The sequence below is a fragment of the Streptomyces hilarionis genome, from assembly GCF_024539675.1.
Classification (GTDB): domain Bacteria; phylum Actinomycetota; class Actinomycetes; order Streptomycetales; family Streptomycetaceae; genus Streptomyces; species Streptomyces hilarionis.
In genome coordinates, this window is the sequence record NZ_JAHHIT010000040.1 from 20,783 (window position 1) to 36,540 (window position 15,758).

The 15,758-nt window shown below is 73.6% G+C and carries 11 protein-coding genes and 1 pseudogene; 9 read left to right on the forward strand and 3 right to left on the reverse strand.

Annotated elements, in window-relative coordinates:
* Nucleotides 1-22: 22 nt before the first annotated feature.
* Nucleotides 23-295, reverse strand: a complete 273-nt coding sequence (locus KMS84_RS08320; RefSeq protein ID WP_256915442.1) for an antitoxin — start codon at nucleotides 293-295, stop codon at nucleotides 23-25.
* A gap of 23 nt (nucleotides 296-318) precedes the next feature.
* A complete protein-coding gene (locus KMS84_RS08325; RefSeq protein ID WP_256915443.1) occupies nucleotides 319-588 on the reverse strand; it encodes a hypothetical protein in 270 nt (89 codons plus the stop codon).
* 220 nt (nucleotides 589-808) lie between these two features.
* Here KMS84_RS08325 and miaA point away from each other — a divergent pair, with 220 nt between their 5' ends.
* The 6 genes from miaA to hflX all read left to right on the forward strand — a co-directional run bounded on the left by miaA (nucleotide 809) and on the right by hflX (nucleotide 9,250).
* Nucleotides 809-1,747: a tRNA (adenosine(37)-N6)-dimethylallyltransferase MiaA gene (gene miaA / locus KMS84_RS08330; RefSeq protein ID WP_256915444.1), complete on the forward strand. Its 939-nt coding sequence runs from the start codon at nucleotides 809-811 to the stop codon at nucleotides 1,745-1,747.
* 108 nt (nucleotides 1,748-1,855) lie between these two features.
* Entirely contained in the window at nucleotides 1,856-2,365 is a 510-nt protein-coding gene (locus KMS84_RS08335; RefSeq protein ID WP_256915520.1) for a hypothetical protein, read from the forward strand.
* Between the two features lie 131 nt (nucleotides 2,366-2,496).
* Nucleotides 2,497-3,366: a diaminopimelate epimerase gene (dapF, locus tag KMS84_RS08340; protein WP_256915445.1), complete on the forward strand. Its 870-nt coding sequence runs from the start codon at nucleotides 2,497-2,499 to the stop codon at nucleotides 3,364-3,366.
* Between the two features lie 301 nt (nucleotides 3,367-3,667).
* The gene (locus KMS84_RS08345) at nucleotides 3,668-5,854 is read left to right on the forward strand and encodes a RelA/SpoT family protein (protein ID WP_256915446.1); all 2,187 of its coding nucleotides are present in this window, start codon (nucleotides 3,668-3,670) and stop codon (nucleotides 5,852-5,854) included.
* A gap of 155 nt (nucleotides 5,855-6,009) precedes the next feature.
* A complete protein-coding gene (locus KMS84_RS08350) occupies nucleotides 6,010-7,554 on the forward strand; it encodes a M1 family metallopeptidase (RefSeq protein ID WP_256915447.1) in 1,545 nt (514 codons plus the stop codon).
* A 202-nt stretch (nucleotides 7,555-7,756) separates the two neighbouring features.
* Nucleotides 7,757-9,250, forward strand: coding sequence for a GTPase HflX (gene hflX / locus KMS84_RS08355; protein ID WP_256915448.1), 1,494 nt, complete (start codon nucleotides 7,757-7,759; stop codon nucleotides 9,248-9,250).
* A 245-nt stretch (nucleotides 9,251-9,495) separates the two neighbouring features.
* Here the strand turns inward: hflX and KMS84_RS08360 are convergent, their stop codons facing one another.
* The gene (locus tag KMS84_RS08360) at nucleotides 9,496-10,722 is read right to left on the reverse strand and encodes a trypsin-like serine peptidase (RefSeq protein ID WP_256915449.1); all 1,227 of its coding nucleotides are present in this window, start codon (nucleotides 10,720-10,722) and stop codon (nucleotides 9,496-9,498) included.
* Nucleotides 10,723-11,002: 280 nt separating this feature from the next.
* Between KMS84_RS08360 and KMS84_RS08365 the strand changes: the two genes are divergently transcribed.
* The 3 genes and pseudogenes from KMS84_RS08365 to KMS84_RS08375 all read left to right on the forward strand — a co-directional run.
* Nucleotides 11,003-12,700, forward strand: coding sequence for a diaminobutyrate--2-oxoglutarate transaminase family protein (locus tag KMS84_RS08365; protein ID WP_438818912.1), 1,698 nt, complete (start codon nucleotides 11,003-11,005; stop codon nucleotides 12,698-12,700).
* Nucleotides 12,701-12,864: 164 nt separating this feature from the next.
* The gene (locus tag KMS84_RS08370; protein ID WP_438818913.1) at nucleotides 12,865-15,066 is read left to right on the forward strand and encodes an IucA/IucC family protein; all 2,202 of its coding nucleotides are present in this window, start codon (nucleotides 12,865-12,867) and stop codon (nucleotides 15,064-15,066) included.
* Between the two features lie 90 nt (nucleotides 15,067-15,156).
* Nucleotides 15,157-15,693: pseudogene (locus KMS84_RS08375) on the forward strand (GNAT family N-acetyltransferase); the annotation flags it as partial.
* Between the last annotated feature and the right edge of the window lie 65 nt (nucleotides 15,694-15,758).

Genomic DNA, 15,758 nt, shown 5'->3' on the forward strand with positions numbered 1-15,758 from the left:
CCGTCCCCCGACCCACGCCCGGTCAGGAGGCCGGCGGTGGCGGGGTCGGCGGCACGAAGGTGTCGCCGCCTCCCGTCGAGGGCCCGTCCTTGTGGGCGAGCCGGTCCATGGCTCCCTTGGCCTTGTCGGTGCCCGTGTGGATCCGGTCGCTGTACTTGCCCTTGGTCTTCTCGTCGACGACCTGGGCGGCCTTGTCCAGGCCGTGGTGCACCTTGTCCCCGTGCTGTTGCGCGAGGTCCGTGACCTTGCCCCTGGCCGGGGCCAGCCTGGCCTTCAGATTGTGCAAGAGACCCATGGGCCACCTTCCCTAGCCGTGCGTCACGTGCGGGCGCCCTCGTCGGCGGCCTCGCTGTCGGCCGTCTCCTCGGGGGACTGCTGACGGGGGATCCCGACGCCGTCGGCGCCGTCGTCGTCGTCGGCGGCGACGGGCTCCTTCGCCGTCCCGCCGGGAACTCCGGGCCCGGCCGTCTCCGGCGAGTCCTCCGCGACCGTGGCCCCGGCCGTCTCCGCCTCGGCCGCGTCCCGCGCCGCACCGGCCGGCGCCTCGACGCCGGCGGTGGCCGCCTGCGCGGTCGCCGACTCCGCCACGGACTTCGACCTCCGGAAAATTCGCGCCAAAACGCCCATGTCCACTCCATACGGTACTCGTGCGGGCGAAATCCCGCGTCGGCCGGTGCGTCCGTTCGCGTCACCGGGGGCCGCCGACCCCGCGCGGGGTGACGGAAAGCCCGCAACGAGGAACGACCCCGCACCGACGCCGTCACGTAACTCGTTCGGGGGTTGCGGCGGGGTTTGCGAGACTGGTCCCGTGAGCAGCGCACCCCCCGCACCCCGCGTCATCGCCGTCGTCGGACCGACCGCGGCCGGAAAGTCCGATCTGGGCGTCTTCCTGGCCCGGCGCCTCGGCGGCGAGGTCGTCAACGCCGACTCCATGCAGCTGTACCGAGGGATGGACATCGGCACCGCCAAACTGACGCCCGAGGAGCGCGCCGGAGTTCCGCACCACCTCCTGGACGTCTGGGACGTCACCGAGACCGCCTCCGTCGCCGAGTACCAGCGGCTGGCGCGCGAGCGGATCGACGCGCTCCTCGCCGAGGGCCGCTGGCCGGTCCTCGTCGGCGGCTCCGGCCTGTACGTGCGCGGCGCCGTGGACAACCTGGAATTCCCCGGCACCGATCCCGCGGTGCGCGCCCGGCTGGAGGAGGAGCTCACGCTGCGCGGTTCGGGCGCGCTGCACGCGCGGCTGGCCGCCGCCGACCCCGAGGCCGCGCACGCGATCCTGCCCGGCAACGGCCGCCGCATCGTCCGCGCCCTCGAGGTGATCGAGATCACCGGCAAGCCCTTCACGGCCAATCTGCCCGGCCACGACTCCATCTACGACACGGTCCAGATCGGCGTCGACGTGGCGCGCCCCGAACTCGACGAGCGCATCGCCCGCCGCGTCGACCGGATGTGGGAAGCCGGGCTCGTGGACGAGGTCCGCGCGCTGGAGGCGCAGGGCCTGCGCGAGGGGCGCACGGCCTCCCGCGCGCTCGGTTACCAGCAGATCCTCGCGGCCCTGGCCGGCGACTGCACCGAGGAAGGGGCACGGGCCGAGACGGTGCGTGCCACCAAGCGCTTCGCGCGCCGTCAGGATTCCTGGTTCAGGCGCGATCCGCGGGTGCACTGGTTGAGTGGGGCCGCGGCTGATCTCGCGGAACTTCCGGAGCTCGCGCTGGCGTTGGTGGAGCGACCGGTCACAGCCTGATCACGTCATGGCATCGGGACGCCCAGGCCGTCATCGGGGCCCGCGACGGCGTGCCATCATCGAGCTTCGATCGACCAAGTGGAGTCCGAGTTGGGAGGGCGCGTGGCGATGGAGGCCGGCCCTCGCGACACCGCACAAGGCATCGAGCACCGCACCGCCGCAAGCGGTGAACCGGAGCCCGAGGAAGGCCGTCTGAGCCCGGACGGGCCGGACGAGGACGACACCGGGGGCGGGGTGACCGACGACGGTCCCGAGCCCGAGGAGATGTTCACGAGCGGCCCCGAGGTCGAGGTCGAACTGCGCCCGCAGCGCCGGCTGCGGATCTGGCAGCTCGCGCCCATCGTGGCCCTGGCCGCGATCGGCTCCCTGATGTTCGCCTTCCCGCTCGCCTTCGACTTCGGCGACAGCGGGGCCATGATCGCCATGCTCGGGCTGCTGATCTGCTCCTGTGCCGCGGGCTGGGGGATGATGGCCGCCCGCCGCGTCGGTTACACGTGGCCCGGCCTGCCCGCGCGCGGCTCCGGCCGCCGCCCCGACTGGCGGTTCGCCCTCGCCTACGTGGTGATGGTCGCGGCGGTGGTCGCCCTCGCGGTCTGGCGGGTCGCCCGGCTCCGTTGAGCCGGCGAAGGCGGCCGTCACGGCGGCCCATGCGCGCGTGACGGCCCACGCTCCGAGCCCGGGACCGCGGCCGGCGGGCGCCGTCCCGCCGCTGCCGGCCCGGTGTCACGGCCACCCCGTACGATCGAGGGATGAGCACGCGGATCGCCTTCCTCAAGGGCCACGGCACCGAGAACGACTTCGTGATCGTCCCGGACCCCGACAACGCCCTCGACCTCCCCCCGGCCGCCGTCGCCGCGCTGTGCGACCGGCGCGCCGGCATCGGCGGGGACGGTCTGCTGCACGTCGTGAGGTCCGCCGCGCACCCCGAGGCGAAGGACATGGCGGAGCGGGCGGAGTGGTTCATGGACTACCGCAACGGCGACGGCTCGATCGCCGAGATGTGCGGCAACGGCGTCCGCGTCTTCGCCCGCTACCTCCAGCACGCCGGCCTCGTCACCGAGGGCGATCTCGCGGTCGCCACGCGCGGGGGCGTCAAGCGCGTGCACCTCGCCGAGAACGGGGATGTCACGGTCGGCATGGGCAGGGCCCTCCTCCCCGAGGGGGACGTCACGGTGAGCGTCGGCGGGCGCAGCTGGCCCGCGCGCAACGTGAACATGGGCAACCCGCACGCCGTCGCCTTCGTCGACGACCTCGCCCACGCCGGTGGCCTGCACGCGCCGCCGCCCTTCAGCCCGGCCTCCGCCTACCCGGACGGGGTCAACGTGGAGTTCGTCGTGGACCGCGGCCCGCGGCACGTCGCCCTGCGCGTGCACGAGCGCGGCGCGGGCGAGACCCGCTCGTGCGGCACGGGCGCGTGCGCCGTCGCCGTGGCGGCCGCCCGCCGGGACGGCGCCGACCCGGCGGCCACCGGGACGCCGGCCACCTACACCGTCGACGTGCCCGGCGGACGCCTGGTGATCACCGAGGGGCCGGACGGCGAGATCGAGATGACCGGTCCCGCAGTGATCGTCGCCACAGGAGAGATCGAGTCCGCGTGGCTGGAAAAGGTCGCCCGCTGATCCGCTCTCGGCTTGGTATCGGAGGCCGGGGCGGCTCCATGACGTACATGATCAACCCGGCGGAGCGTGCCACGGGTTCGAATGCGCGACCGGGGCCGTGACGGGTGGCTCAAAAACGTAAACGCGCCACCCATCGCTCGAATGGGTGATCCGTTTCACGCTCGGCGAGAGGCGGTCGGTCCCGCGTGATGGGCTCGGTAGCATCAAGCACCGGCCCGGACGGGGGACCGTTCATCCAGTCCCCTGAGCCGTGTCCGCCCTGGGACACCCCGTCCGCCGGTCCACGCAGCCGGAGGTGCCCATGAGTGCGGAGGCCACGAACCCTGCGACGCCGGGCCCGGTGGCGCCGGCCACACCCCGCAGGCGCAGCCGTCCCCGGATCGATCTGCGCCGCCTGGTCGGCGCCGCGCTGCTCGGCCCCGCCTCCCGCGGCCGGCTCCCGGACGCGATCGGCCACGTCGTCGAGGTCCACCGCGCCCACCACCCCGACGCCGACCTCGAGACCCTGCGCCGCGCCTACGTCCTCGCCGAGTCCTCGCACCGCGGCCAGATGCGCAAGAGCGGCGAGCCCTACATCACCCACCCGCTCGCCGTGACCCTGATCCTCGCCGAACTCGGCGCGGAGACCACGACCCTGACCGCGTCCCTGCTCCACGACACCGTCGAGGACACCGACGTGACGCTCGATCAGGTCGGCGAGCAGTTCGGCGCCGAGGTGCGCTACCTCGTCGACGGCGTCACCAAGCTGGAGAAGGTCGACTACGGCGCGGCCGCCGAGCCCGAGACCTTCCGCAAGATGCTCGTCGCGACCGGCAACGACGTGCGGGTGATGTCGATCAAACTCGCCGACCGGCTGCACAACATGCGCACCCTGGGCGTGATGCGCCCCGAGAAACAGGCCCGCATCGCCAAGGTCACCCGGGACGTCCTGATCCCGCTCGCCGAACGCCTCGGCGTCCAGGCCCTCAAGACCGAGCTGGAAGACCTCGTCTTCGCGATCCTGCACCCCGAGGAGTACGAGCACACCCGCGAACTCGTCGTCGAGAACGCCTCCCGCGCGGACGACCCCCTCGCCGAGTTCGCCGACGCGATGCGCGCCGTCCTGCGCGACGCCGGCATCCAGGCCGAAGTCCTCATCCGCCCGCGGCACTTCGTGTCCGTGCACCGCTTCTCCCGCAAGCGCGGCCGCATGCGCGGCTCCGACTTCGGCCGCCTGCTGGTCCTGGTCAACGAGGACGCCGACTGTTACGCCGTCCTGGGCGAGCTGCACACCTGCATGACGCCGGTGGTCTCGGAGTTCAAGGACTTCATCGCCGTCCCCAAGTTCAACCTCTACCAGTCGCTGCACACCGCGGTCGCCCGTGAGGACGGCCAGGTCGCCGAAGTCCTCATCCGCACGCACCAGATGCACAAGGTCGCGGAGGCCGGCGTCGTGGCGCTCGGCAACCCCTACCCGGCCCCCTCCGAGGAGCAGGCCAGGGCACGGGCCGCCGCCGACGAGGAACGCGTCGACCCCACCCGGCCCGGCTGGCTCTCCCGTCTCCTGGACTGGCAGGAGGCCGCGCCCGACCCCGACACCTTCTGGTCCACCCTGCGCGAGGACCTCGCCCAGGACCGCGAGATCACCGTCTTCCGCCCGGACGGCGGCACGCTCGGCCTGCCCGAGGGCGCGACCTGCGTGGACGCCGCCTACGCCCAGTACGGCGAGGACGCCCACGCCTGCATCGGCGCCCGGGTGAACGGCCGCCTGGCCACCCTCAGCACCGTGCTGCGCGACGGCGACACCGTCCAGCTCCTCATGGGGCAGGACCCGGCCTCCGAGCCGTCCAGGGAGTGGCTGGAGCACGCCCACACCCCGGCCGCCCGGATCGCCATCCAGCGATGGCTGGCGACGCATCCCGCACCCGCCGAGCCGGCCGGCCCCGCACCGGCCGGGGACCCGGTCGCCGCCAAGGCCGCGGAGGCGACCGCCCGGTCGGCGGCCGACCCCTTGGGCGTCGACGCGCCCGCGCCGCGCCCCGGAGCCGCCGTCACCGTCGGCGGCCGGCCCGACGCCACCGTCCGGCTCGCCGGATGCTGCACGCCCGTACCGCTCGACGACGTCACCGGGTTCCTGGTACGCGGGGGAGTGGTCACCGTGCACCGCGCGGAGTGCGACGCCGTGGCCCGCATGGCGAGCGCGGGGCGCGAAGAGGTCGACGTGAGCTGGGGCGACACCACCGGCTGCCGGGTCAGCCTCGTCGCCGAATCGTTCGGCCGGCCGCATCTGCTGGCCGACCTCACCGAGGCGATGGCGCTCGAAGGCGCCGAGATCGTCTCCGCGACCGTCGAACCCCCCAGCCAGCAGCGGGTGCGGCACACCTACACCGTCCAGCTTCCCGACGCCGCCCGTCTCCCCGCCCTCCTGCGCGCCATGCGCAACGTCCCCGGCGTGTACGACGTGGACCGCGCGCAGCACCACGCGCAGGCCGCGGCGGAACCGGCGTAGGGCGCACCCCGCGCGCGGGGTGCGCCCTGCCTCCCGGGTTTCGTCCGGGTGGCTCGCCCCCCGGGCGTCCGCCCAAGCGCGCGGGCGCCATCCGTTCGGGTGGGCCGGGCGCGCGTCGCCGACGCGACCCGCTCACGCGCTGGTAGCGGTGGTCCATGCTGCTCACCCCCCGCGCCCGCCTCACGTCCGCGCTGCTCGCCTCGGCCGTCTCCGTCTGCCTCGTCGCCGCGAGCGCCCCGGCGGACCCGCTCGGCGTCGGCGACCGCCTGTTCCCGTATCTGGGCAACCCGGGATACGACGTCGCCTCCTACGACCTGTCCTTCACCTATGAGGGCGACAACAGCAAGCCCCTCCAGGCGGTCACCACCATCGACGCCTGGACGACGGCCGCTCTGGACCGGATCAACCTCGACTTCGCCCACGGCAAGGTCGACTCGGTCGAGGTCGACGGCGCGCCCGCCGCCTTCGCCGGCGCGGGCGACGACCTGGTGGTCACCCCGCGCAGTCCGCTGCCCCCGGGCAGCTGGGTGCGGATCACCGTGCGGCACACCAGCGACCCGGTGAGCGCCGACGACCGCGACGGCGGCTGGGTCCGGACCGCGGACGGACTCGCCATGGCCAACCAGGCCGACGCCGCCCACCTGGTCTTCCCCTGCAACGACCACCCCTCCGACAAGGCGATGTTCACCATCCGCGTCACCGCCCCCAACGACTACACGGCCGTCGCGGGCGGCCTGCCCGCAGGCGTCGAGCGCGTCGGCCCGGCGACCACGTGGACCTACCGCACCCAGCACCCCATGGCGACCGAGCTCGCCCAGGTGTCGATCGGCCGCTCCACCGTCGTGCGCCGAGAGGGACCCCACGCCCTGCCCGTGCGGGACGTGGTGCCCACGAAGGACCGCACGGCGCTGGAGCCGTGGCTGAAGAAGACCCCCGAGCAGATCGCCTGGATGGAGGGCAAGGTCGGGCCCTACCCCTTCGAGACGTACGGCCTGCTCATGGCCGACGCCTCGACCGGGTTCGAGCTGGAGACGCAGACCTTGTCCCTCTTCGAGAAGGACCTCTTCACCGAGCCCGGCTACCCCAAGTGGTACGTCGAGTCGATCATGGTGCACGAGCTCTCCCACCAGTGGTTCGGCGACAGCGTCAGCCCGCGCAGCTGGTCCGACCTGTGGCTCAACGAGGGCCACGCCACCTGGTACGAGGCCCTGTACGCCGAGGAGAAGGCGGGCCGCACCCTGGAGGCGCGGATGAAGGCCGCCTACGGCGCCTCCGACCACTGGCGCGCCGCCGGAGGCCCCCCGGCGCTGCCCAAGGCCCCCCGTCCGGGCCAGAAGATCAGCATCTTCCGGCCCAACGTCTACGACGGCGCGGCCCTCGTCCTGTACGCCCTGCGCCAGGAGATCGGCGTCCCCGCCTTCGAGCGCCTGGAACGGGCCTGGGTGCGCAACCACCGCGACTCCACGGCGACCACGGCCGACTTCGAGCGCCTCGCGGAAGGGATCTCCGGGCGGGAGCTGAGCGGGTTCTTCAAGGACTGGCTGTACGGCGAGAAGACGCCGGCGATGCCCGGGCACCCGGACTGGAAGCCCGCCGCGCCGGTGGCCCGCGCCGAACCCAAGGCGGAACCGAAGGGCGCGTCCAAGACCGCGCCGAGGACCGCACCCCGGACCGCCCCCAAGGCGGGGACCAAGCCGTAGCCCGCCCGGAGCCGGCTCCGGCTCCGGCGCCGACGGCCGCGCGGAGGCCGCGATAAGACGATGACGAGACGGGCCGTCCCGTGCGACCATCGTGCGGTCGGCGCGGCACGGTGCGCGAGGTGCGCGGGAATCTCCCGGGGCATCCGTGCGTTGATGTCCATGAAGGCCGCGCAACCGGCATTCCCCACGACGTAAGGACCCAATGACCTCCTCTTCTTCCCCTTCCCAGGACACCAAGCGCGTTGCGCACGCCTATCCCGAAGGTCTCAAGGCCGATGCCCTGATGGAAGAGGACGTCGCCTGGAGCCACGAGATCGACGGAGACCGGGACGGCGACCAGTTCGACCGCTCCGAGCGCGCGGCCCTGCGCCGCGTGGCCGGTCTCTCCACCGAACTCGAGGACGTCACCGAGGTCGAGTACCGACAGCTCCGCCTGGAGCGTGTCGTGCTCGTCGGCGTCTGGACCACGGGAACCTCGCAGGACGCGGACAACTCCCTCGCGGAGCTGGCCGCCCTCGCGGAGACGGCGGGAGCGCTCGTGCTGGACGGCGTCATCCAGCGCCGTGACAAGCCCGACGCGGCCACCTACATCGGCTCCGGCAAGGCGAACGAGCTCCGGGACATCGTCCTGGAGACCGGCGCCGACACCGTGATCTGCGACGGAGAGCTCAGCCCCGGCCAGCTCATCCACCTCGAGGACGTCGTCAAGGTCAAGGTCATCGACCGCACGGCCCTGATCCTCGACATCTTCGCCCAGCACGCCAAGTCCCGGGAGGGCAAGGCGCAGGTCGCGCTCGCGCAGATGCAGTACATGCTGCCGAGGCTGCGAGGCTGGGGTCAGTCGCTGTCCCGTCAGATGGGCGGCGGCAAGGGCGGCGGCCTCGCCACCCGTGGTCCCGGTGAGACCAAGATCGAGACGGACCGGCGCCGGATCCGCGAGAAGATGGCGAAGATGCGCCGGGAGATCGCGGAGATGAAGACCGGCCGCGAGATCAAGCGGCAGGAGCGCAAGCGCCACAAGGTGCCGTCCGTGGCCATCGCGGGCTACACCAACGCCGGCAAGTCGTCCCTGCTCAACCGCCTCACCGGCGCGGGCGTCCTGGTCGAGAACGCGCTGTTCGCGACCCTGGACCCGACCGTGCGCCGGGCCGAGACCCCGAGCGGCCGGCTGTACACGCTGGCCGACACCGTCGGCTTCGTCCGGCACCTGCCGCACCACCTGGTCGAGGCGTTCCGCTCCACCATGGAGGAGGTCGGCGAGGCCGACCTGATCCTCCACGTGGTGGACGGCTCGCACCCCGCCCCGGAGGAGCAGCTGGCCGCCGTGCGCGAGGTCGTCCGGGACGTCGGCGCGACCGGCGTGCCCGAGATCGTCGTGATCAACAAGGCGGACGCGGCCGACCCGCTGACGCTACAGCGGCTGATGCGGATCGAGAAGCGCTCCATCGCGGTCTCGGCCCGTACCGGCCAGGGCATCGACGAACTGCTCGCGCTGATCGACGACGAGCTGCCGCGGCCGTCCGTCGAGGTCGAGGCGCTCGTGCCGTACACCCACGGCGGCCTGGTCGCCCGCGCCCACACCGAGGGCGAGGTGATCTCCGAGGAGCACACCGCGGAGGGCACCCTGCTGAAGGTCCGGGTGCACGAGGAACTGGCGGCCGACCTGGCGCCGTACGTCCCGGCGCCGGCCGCCTAGACCGCGCGACCGGCCGACGGACGGCGCGTCGAAGGCCCGCACCGTACGCCGAAGGCCCGCCCCTCGCTCACCGCGGGGGACGGGCCTTCGTGCTGTCCGGCCTTCACCGGCCGCTCCGCGTCAGGGCCTCACGCTCGTCGTGAGCGAGCCGCCCCGGCGCGGCGGGCCGCCGACCGCGGGGACGAACGGCGGCGGGACGACGCGGGCCCCAGCGGGCTCCTCTCGGCGTCCGCCGTCGGGACCGGCTACCGACGACCGGCGAACTTGTCGCTCACCGAGTCGTAGACGCCCTTGGCCACGTCACCGAGCCGCGGACCCGCGAGCCATCCCGACCTCACCGGGCCGATCGAGGTGTTGGACACCAGCGCCGGCGTGCCGTCCGACCCCTTCGCGACCCAGCCGCCGCCCGACGAGCCGCCGGTCATCGTGCAGCCGATGCGGTACATCGTCGGATCCGCCGCGTTGAGCGAGAACCGCCCCGGCCGGTCCTGGCACTGGTAGAGCTTCTGGCCGTCGTAGGGCTTGGCCGCCGGGTACCCGGTCGCGGTGATGTCGGCGACCTTCGGGACCGCGGGGGCCTTGAAGTTCACCGGCAGCGCCGAACCGACCGTCTCCTCCAGGGACTTGCCCGACCCGCTGTCCTCCGGCGTCACATGGATGACGGCGTAGTCGTAGGAGGCGCCGTCGCCGCCGGTCTGACCGCCCTGCGCGATCCACTGGTCCGAGGTCTTCGTCCAGTCGCCCCACCAGACGCCGTACGGGGCCGCCTGCTCCTTGGTGGCCGTCTGCAACTGCGCGGACGACAGCCCCTGGTCGTTGTACGACGGCACGAACGCGATGTTGCGGTACCAGCCGCCGCCCTTGCCCGCGTGCACGCAATGGCCCGCCGTCCACACCAGGTTGGACTTGCCCGGGTGGGCCGGGTCCTTGACGACCGTCGCCGAGCAGACCATCGTGCCCTCGGGCGAGTCGAAGAACACCTTGCCGGCCTCGGGGGCGTTGGCGTGGTACTTCGTCGGCACGGCCGTCGCCTCCACCGCCTGCGGCGTGGGGTCGGTCACGCCCTGGTCGCCGGAGAGGTCGCTGTCGTCGACGCTGCGGTCCGGATCCTCCGCCCTGCGCATCCGGTCCGGGTCCCACAGGCCCTTGATGATCGGGTTGACGTAGTCCTTCGCCTCGCGCAGCCAGTCGTCCCGGTCCCAGTTCTTCCAGGCGCCGTTCTTCCACTTGTCGAGGTCGATCCCGTGCTCTTTGAGCCGGTCCTTGATGTCGTCCGGGATCGTGATCTTCCCGTCGCCGGTGGCCGGCGCGGAGGAGGCCGCCTGTCCGCTCGCGTCGGTGTCGCCCGAGTCGCACGCGGTCGCGGTGAGCGCGAGCACCGGGACGAGGGCCATGGCGCCCAGCACGGGGGAGGTTCTGCGGCGCGCGTTCCTCCTCCGGCGAACGGTGAACGACGGCCGTGTGGATCGCATGGTGTGACTCCCCCTGCTGTGAACGAACTTGAGACACCGGCCGTGTCCCCGGACCTGAACTCACGGGTGGCTCGTCCCTGGTTCAGTCGGGTCGCACGGCCTGGTGCGATGCCTCCACACGATATGCGCCGCCTGTGGGGGACTTCCGACGGAACGGCAACTGTTCGGTCACAGCGTGGATCTCGCGGCAACCCGTAACCGCGAAGACCGTCCGCGGTTGGTAGCGGTGGGGGGTCCGCTGTCCGCGCCCGGCCCCTGAACTGCGGGAGGACGGGAAGCCGTGGTCGTGACCGAGTCAGTGCCCGAGGGCATCCTGAGGCGTCAGTCGGCGCGTGAGTCGGCGGCGCGCACCTACGCGCGCGCCCTGCCGATCGTGCCGGTGCGGGCCCGAGGGATGACCATCGAGGGCGCGGACGGCCGCCGTTACCTCGACTGCCTCTCCGGCGCCGGCGCTCTCGCCCTCGGGCACAACCATCCGGTCGTGCTGGAGGCCGTCCGCGCGGTGCTCGACTCGGGCGCGCCGCTCCAGGTGCTCGACCTCGCGACCCCGGTCAAGGACGCGTTCGTCACCGAGCTGTTCCGCACCCTGCCGCCCGCTCTGGCCGACCACGCGCGCGTGCAGTTCTGCGGACCGGCCGGCACGGACGCCGTCGAGGCCGCGCTCACGCTCGTCCGGGCCGCCACCGGCCGCACGGGCGTGCTGGCCTTCACGGGGGCCTACCACGGGATGACCGCCGGATCCCTGGAGGTCTCCGGGGGCGCGGGTGACGTCCGGGCGACGCGGCTGCCCTACCCGCAGGACTACCGCTGCCCGTTCGGCGTCGGCGGCGAGCGCGGCGCCGAACTCGCCGCCCGCTGGACGGAGTCCGTGCTCGACGACCCCAAGTCCGGGGTGCGACGGCCCGCCGGGATGATCCTCGAACCCGTGCAGGGGGAGGGTGGGGTCATCCCCGCGCCGGACGCCTGGCTGCGCAGGATGCGACGGATCACCGCGGACCGCTCCATCCCGCTGATCGCCGACGAGGTCCAGACGGGCGTCGGCCGCACCGGCGCCTTCTGGGCGGTGGAGCACAGCGGGATCACCCCCGACGTGATGGTGCTGTCCAAGGCCATCGGCGGCAGCCTGCCGCTCGCCGTCGTCGTCTACCGCGAGGACCTCGACGTCTGGCAACCGGGCGCCCACGCGGGCACGTTCCGCGGCAATCAGCTCGCCATGGCCGCCGGCACGGCCACCCTCGCCTTCGTCCGCGAGAACGGCCTCGCCGACCGCGCCGCCGTCGTGGGCGCACGCCTCATGGGCCGGCTCCGCGACCTCGCCCGGGAGTTCCCGTGCATGGGAGACGTACGAGGGCGCGGGCTGATGATCGGGGTCGAGATGGTGGACCCGGACGCGGAACTTCCCGGGGTCGCCCCGCTCCGGGGAGCCGACGAGTCGGACGGGATCCACGAGACGGAGGGGATCGAGGGGGCCGACGGCGTCAGCGGTGCGCGCCGCCCCCACCCCGCCGCCCCGGACCTGGCTCTCGCGCTCCGACGGGAGTGTCTGCGGCGCGGCCTGATCGTCGAACTGGGCGGGCGTCACGCCGGCGTCGTACGACTGCTTCCGCCGCTGACCATCACCGACGAGCAGGCCGCCGCGGTGCTGGACCGGCTCGCGGACGCGATGGCCGCCGTCGCGACGAGCCACGCACACAGCGCCCCTCGCACCGACGGCACCTCTCGCACGACCCGAACGACCCGCACGACCCGCACGACCCGCACGGGCGGTACGGAGCGGCCGAGGCAGGCGCATGAGCCGGTTCGGGCAGCGGAGGCGGTACCGGCAGCGGAGGCGGCACAGGCGGTACGGGCGGGAGAGGCGGTACGGGCGGGAGAGGCGAGACCGGCCGACGGGCACGGCCCGGGCGGGGCGAACCCGCCGGGCAGACCTCCGGGGCAGGTCCCTCGGCCGGGAAGCCGCGCCGACCGCACGAGATGACCCTGCCGGCCCGCCCTCCACGGGCGTCACCGGGGCAGGCAGGCCTGGCCTCTCCCCGCCCGTCTCCCCAGGAGACCGGCCGCGAGGGTGCCTGCCGTGGCCGCCCGCTCACCCGCACCCGCACCCGCACCCCCTCATTCCACGAGGACCGACCGAGGACGACCTTGACCACCTCCCCGCAGCCCGTCGACGCCGACTCCGCGCTCTGCGCGCCGTCCGCACACGCTCCCTCGTCGCCGCCCGGGCGACCGTCCCCGGCCACCGCCCCCGCACCCGTCTCCGTCCCCTCGCCTGCCTCCCTCCCTGGCGTCGCCGATGTCGCCCGTGCCGCCGATGCGGCCGCGCGCCCGCTGCCGACACCCCGTGGGGCGTCGGCGTCCCCCTTCGGCGAACCGCCGCGCTCCACCGCCGAGGACCTTCTCGACCATCCCGACCCGCACACCGCCGCCGAGGCCGCGGCCGTGGAGAACCTGCTGCGCTGCTGGGTCCGCGAGACCGGCCTGCCCGCACCCAGCGACGGCGTCCTGCGGGTGCCGTTGCCAGCGAGCGGTGCCGCTCTGCTCGTGCCCGTCCGCTACTGGTCCCCGACGGGCTGGCACCGGTTCGGCCTGCCCCGCCTGGCCGGCGCCCCCGAGCAGGCACCGCCCGCGGACGCGGTCACGGTCGCCGCCCTGCTGGCCCGCGAGACGCCCGCGCGCGACACGGACGCTGCTGAAGGCGTAGAAGGCGTAGAAGGCGTAGAAGGCGGGGAGGACGGTGACGGCGTGACCGGCGAGGGCGTGGACTTGGTCGCACGCGTCGCGGACTCCGTCCGCCGTACCGCCGTCTTCATCAGGGAGCGCAGAGAGCAGCCCGTCGACGGCCCCGACCTGTTCCTGGCGGCGGAGCAGGCCCTGCTGCTCGGGCACCCGCTGCATCCGACCCCCAAGAGCCGTGAGGGACTCTCCGACGGTGAGGCGCGGCTGTACTCGCCCGAGGCGCGCGGCTCGTTCCCGCTGCACTGGGTCGGCGTCGCTCCCTCCGTGCTCGCCTCCGAGTCCGCCTGGACCGAAGGCGGCCGCCCCGTCCCCGCCGCCCGGCTGACGGCGCGACTGGCGGGCCCGGGGCTGCCGCTGCCCGACGGGTTCGCCGCGCTGCCGGTGCATCCCTGGCAGCTGGGCGAGCTGCGGCGCCGTCCCGAGGCCGAGGCGCTGTTCGACGCGGGCCGACTCCGGGATCTGGGCGCGCACGGCCTCCCGTGGCACCCCACCTCCTCCGTGCGCACCGTGCACCGGTCCGGCGCCCCGGCGATGCTCAAGCTGTCCCTGGGCCTGCGCGTCACCAACTCGCGCCGCGAGAACCTCCGCAAGGAGCTGCACCGGGGTGTGGAGGTGCACCGGCTCCTGCGGTCCGGCCTGGCCGGACAGTGGCGCGCGGCCCACCCCGGCTTCGACATCGTCCGCGATCCCGCCTGGCTGGCGGTCGACGGCCCGGAGGGCCGCCCGCTCACCGGACTCGACGTGGTGATCCGCCACAACCCCTTCAGCCCGGCGGACGACGTCTGCTGCATCGCCGCCCTCGTGGCGCCCCGGCCGCACGCGTCCGACGCGGGCCGGGCGAGCGACGTGGGCCACGCGAACGACGCGAACGACGCGAACGACGCGGGCGACGGGCCGGCCGGGACACCGCTCCCGCGCGCGGACACGGGCACCGTAGGGCCCTCCCGACTGGCCGCGATCGTCACCCGGCTCGCCGGGCGCACCGGCCGGCCGCTGGGCGCGGTGGCGGCGGAGTGGTTCCTGCGCTACCTGGAGCAGGTCGTCCGGCCCGTCCTGTGGCTCGACGCGGTGGCGGGGATCGCCCTGGAATCCCACCAGCAGAACACGCTCGTCCTGCTGGACCCGGACGGCTGGCCCAGCGGGGGCCGCTACCGCGACAACCAGGGGTACTACTTCCGCGAGTCCCGCCGCGCGGACCTCGACGCCCGGCTGCCCGGGATCGGCGCGCGCAGCGACACCTTCGTCTCCGACGACGTCACCGACGAGCGTTTCTGCTATTACCTGGGCATCAACAACGTGTTCGGCCTCATCGGAGCGTTCGGTTCGCAGCGGCTCGCCGACGAACGTCTGCTGCTCGCGGCCTTCCGGCGCTTCCTCTCCGACGCCGACCGCTCCCTCGCGGAGGAGGACGCCGACGTCCGGGCCGCTCTCGCCCCGCTTCCCCGGCGTCCGGCCGCCCGCAGTCCGCTGCCCGCCCGGCTGCTCGACTCTGCCGTCCTGCGCTGCAAGGCCAATCTGCTCACCCGGCTGCACGGGCTCGACGAACTCGTCGGACCGGTGGACACCCAGTCCGTCTACGTCGCCTTCGCCAACCCGCTGCTGTCCTGAACCGTCCGAGAGGAGTCCGCCGTGCCCGCTGCCGGGACGGACGCCGCCCCCGGCGCGCCCGTAGTCCTCGCCGCCGGCGACCGGAGGGTCGTCCGCACGTCCGTCGGCGCGTTCCGCCTCGTCCCCGTGCGGATCGAGCGAGACCTCCCGCTCGTCGTCCGGTGGATGAACGACCCTGCCGTGGCCGCCTTCTGGGAGTTGGCGGGGCCCGCGTCCGTGACCGAGCGGCACCTGCGCGAACAGCTGGCCGCCGGCGCTCACGGCATTCCCTGCCTGGGGGTGCTGCACGGACGGCCGATGAGCTACTGGGAGATCTACCGGGCGGACCTCGACCCGCTGGCCCGCCACTACCCGGCCCGGCCCCACGACATCGGAGTCCACCTCCTCATCGGCGGCGCGGCCGACCGGGGGAGGGGGCTCGGCGGGCCGCTGCTCGAAGCCGTCGCCGAGATCGTCCTCGACGCTGTGCCCGCGTGCGCCCGCGTCGTCGCCGAACCCGACCTGCGCAACGTTCCGTCCGTCGTCGCCTTCCTGAACGCCGGTTTCCGGTTCTCGGCGGAACTCGATCTGCCGGCCAAGCGGGCCGCGCTGATGATCCGCGAACGTCCTCCGCGTGATCTCCCGTGACACAGAACGCGCGACATCGGCCGGATCCGCTCATCTCTCGCCCCGGAAACATCACATTGCGCCAC